3 protein-coding genes and 2 pseudogenes are annotated in these 3,315 nt (G+C 35.1%); 1 reads left to right on the top strand and 4 read right to left on the bottom strand.

Annotated elements, in window-relative coordinates:
- From ACSC97_RS17920 to ACSC97_RS17905, 4 genes and pseudogenes are all read right to left on the bottom strand, one after another.
- Positions 1-140 (bottom strand): annotated as a pseudogene (locus ACSC97_RS17920) (IS5/IS1182 family transposase); the annotation flags it as partial.
- 466 nt (positions 141-606) lie between these two features.
- Positions 607-1,605, bottom strand: coding sequence for a ParB/RepB/Spo0J family partition protein (locus ACSC97_RS17915; RefSeq protein ID WP_001085468.1), 999 nt, complete (start codon positions 1,603-1,605; stop codon positions 607-609).
- Positions 1,605-2,222 carry an AAA family ATPase gene (locus tag ACSC97_RS17910; protein ID WP_000158575.1) on the bottom strand — a complete coding sequence of 206 codons (618 nt, stop codon included), beginning with the start codon at positions 2,220-2,222 and terminating at the stop codon, positions 1,605-1,607. Before ACSC97_RS17910 ends, ACSC97_RS17915 begins: the two co-directional genes overlap by 1 nt.
- Positions 2,223-2,304: 82 nt before the next feature.
- Positions 2,305-2,511, bottom strand: a pseudogene (locus tag ACSC97_RS17905) (hypothetical protein); the annotation flags it as partial.
- Between the two features lie 55 nt (positions 2,512-2,566).
- Between ACSC97_RS17905 and ACSC97_RS17900 the strand changes: the two are divergent.
- Positions 2,567-3,315, top strand: a 749-nt coding sequence (locus tag ACSC97_RS17900; protein ID WP_436662291.1) for an IS5 family transposase, incomplete at its 3' end; no start/stop codon positions are given.

Here is a 3,315-nt window from a genome sequence, read left to right as displayed (position 1 = left end):
CGTCCTTGCTTGCCTTGTGGTTGTGCATACCATTGCGTCTTAGGATCAAACCAGATTGAAATATTTCCTCGCTTGATTAAAGCTTGGTTATACGAGGACCAATTGGTTGTACGGTAAGTTTTAGGTGCAGGCTTCTTCATCTGGAAATTATATTGCTAAAGAAGCCCTCAAGAATAGCTTTGTGCAACAAAGCCGATTCAAGATAAAATGTCGAATAAAATCTGGTAAATCTAATATCAAAACTGCACTTAACTTGGTCAGGACTTCAAGTGATTTTTTTTGCATTTCCAATTTTTTTCTATCGTAACGATCTCAGCTGATACTGGCTGTATAAACTCAATACTGTTGAAATGGCTAATTTTTAAATTTACAACTTAGGCTCAACAGAATCTGTTAAGCCTAAAAAGGCAGATCATGAAGATAAAAATATTGTTGATTCTGATATGGATGAAATTTTAGATCCATCAGAAGATCAGTTACCGTTCTGGTAAGCATTTTTCCCTTTAACACTTTTTAATTCAATATGTATGATAAATAGCAGTACCCAATATTTAAAAAAATATTGGATACTCAATTATAAATTTCCACAGTGGAAATTTATAATTTTTATGGGTGGTCATCTAAACCGGCAAGAAATTCTTCTAACTTTTCAATCTTTTCTTGATTAAATTCAGCATTTAAACTGGTGCGAATATTTAGGACTGTTTTCCCATTGAGACTTTTCTCGATCTTAATCGAACCAAATTTAAGACCATTTTTATTTTTTAAGATCATTTTGTTTACTAGAGAGGCATTTTCGATGCTTTGATCTTGTTTTTTAGCTGTCTCTTGTACCGTTAATGCTTTTTCTATTTGATAAATGAATTTTTTTGATGGACGATTTGTTTCTGTAAATTCATTTAGGTACTTTTTCCATATGGTTAACGTGGTATCTTCAACTAGTTGATGGTTAAACTTTAAAACCAGTTTATTTAATTCAGTTAACAATTGTTGTGCGGTTGCACCTGAAATCGCTTTGGGGTGGATTTTTAGATCTTCTTTTATATAGTTTGGCAGTTTATAAAAGCTCATTAATCTAAAGTATTTAGATTGATCTAATTGATATTTTTGAGTAATAAATTCTATATTTTGTATAGTATAACCAAACTCATCGCAGTGTTTTTGTATAGCATTGACTAATTCAAAATCACTAAGATTTGACCGATGTAAATTGTCAATCAATGAAATTAAAGCTGTCTTTTCTGTAGATTTATCATCTCGAATAATTGCACGAATAGTCTTATGTTTTAATACATCACGAACAGCTCGAAACCTTTTTTCTCCACCAACAAGCTCATATGTTTCTTCTTTTTTGATCACAACAATCGGATAAATTTGCCCATTCGTTTCAATACTTTTGGCAAGCTTTTCAACATCTTGTAAAACTTTGTCTGTAATAATGCGAGGTTGATGCTCTGAGAAGTCAATAAGCTCTATAGGTAGATCAACAATATTATTTTCAGTCGATGATACCAATGCAACTTTGCCTGTTCCTGCTGCATTAATAAATGCTTGTTCCATTTCAAAGGCATCATCAAAATCGACAATGAGTGGTTTTTTCGCCATTACAGGATCTCCACCAAAAATTCATTTAATTCATCTTTTGCTTTACTACTACCCATTTCTAATACTGATTTTCCTTCGATCATTGCATCGCGAAATTGTTTGCGATCACGCACAATGGTATTTAGTGTTTTCACAGACTTGACTTGTTGTAGCAACTCTAAAGCAGCATCAATTTCTGTAGATTTGGTATTGGTTGGTGCTTTATTTAAGACTACAAAAGTTTCTAATTTCTTATTTACTTGCTTAGCAGCATTTACCAATCTAAGCACAAATGGCAGCACTTCGATATCTGTTTGACTAGGTTGCGTTGGAATAATAAGAACATCTGCTATTAATAATGCTGAACGAAACTCAGCTGAATCACGTCCTGCAACATCCAATACAATATATTTATTATTATTTTTTAACTGTTGTAGTTCTTCTTTTAAATTATCTTTGAGCGAAATGGTTGTAATCGAGTCTTGTGTTCTACGTTTACTCCATTTTATAGAGGATTGTTGATCATCTCCATCTACAAGAATAGTCTGACCTTTTTTGCTCAGAGCAACAGCTAAATTGGTTGAGAGTGTGGTCTTTCCAACGCCACCTTTCTGATTGGCAATTACGTATATTGTCATGGATTAAATATATAAAAATTAAATTTATATTAGCATAATTTTAAAAATTAAAAAAATATTTTTAAATTTCCACTGTGGAAATTTAAAAAACTAAAAGCCTTTTTTTTCTTTTGTTTAGTCCCGGCATTTGATGGATCGGATCAATCTTAAAAAGTTCAGGTTCATCTATCCACTGTTTGCAGATGAATTCGTAGGGAGTCAGGCCCCTGAGTGTTTTGAGTCTGCGGTCGAAGTTGTATGTAGCAATAAAATCAGCAAGGTGAATGCATAGCTGAGTGTGATCGTCGTAAGGCTTTGTTGCACAAACCTATCTGTAAAGGGTTTTTCAGCGATATAATTTTCAAATGAAGAAGCCTACACACAAAATCTACCGCACAACCAATTGGCCCGCATATAACCGAGCACTCATGAGTCGCGGAAATATTGCCATTTGGTTTGATCCTGCTACGCAATGGTATGCGCCATCAAAAGGCAAACAAGGGCGAAATCAAACCTACTCCGACGCAGCCATCCAATACTGCTTAATGATTAAATCCTTATTCCGTCTGTCTTTACGTATGGTCACTGGCTTTGTGCAAAGTCTGATTAAACTTTGCGGATTAAATTGGATAGCTCCAGATTACACCACGCTTTGTAGAAGACAAAAGCATATTGATATTGTAATCAGCTACCAAAAAAGTAGCGATGGGCTGCATCTACTCATGGACTCTACAGGCATGAAGTTTCTAGGTGAGGGCGAATGGAAACGCAAGAAACATGGAGCTGAATATCGTCGCCAATGGCGTAAACTACATATTGGTATAGATGCTAAAACCCTGCAAATACGAGCAGTTCAGCTTACAACCAATAATGTCAGTGATTCACAGGTGCTTGGTGATTTACTTAATCAGATTCCACAAGATGAGCGGATTGACTCTGTTTATACCGATGGAGCTTATGACACCAAGCAATGCCGTCAGGTCATTGCAGATCGGCAAGCGCATGCGGTGATTCCACCTAGAAAAAATGCGAAACCATGGAAAGATACAAAGAGTAGCTCGCTAGAGCGAAATGAATTACTTCGAACAATTAAACGTTTAGGTAGGACACTATG

The organism is Acinetobacter sp. P1(2025) (assembly GCF_051390655.1).
Lineage (GTDB): Bacteria > Pseudomonadota > Gammaproteobacteria > Pseudomonadales > Moraxellaceae > Acinetobacter > Acinetobacter junii.
This window is presented reverse-complemented; position numbering and strand designations above follow the sequence as displayed.

What these genes read in the sequence shown, in the direction of transcription:
- ACSC97_RS17915 (WP_001085468.1), bottom strand. Translation starts at nt 1,605, where the DNA reads ATGGCGAAAAAACCACTCATTGTCGATTTTGATGATGCCTTTGAAATG.
- ACSC97_RS17910 (WP_000158575.1), bottom strand. Translation starts at nt 2,222, where the DNA reads ATGACAATATACGTAATTGCCAATCAGAAAGGTGGCGTTGGAAAGACC.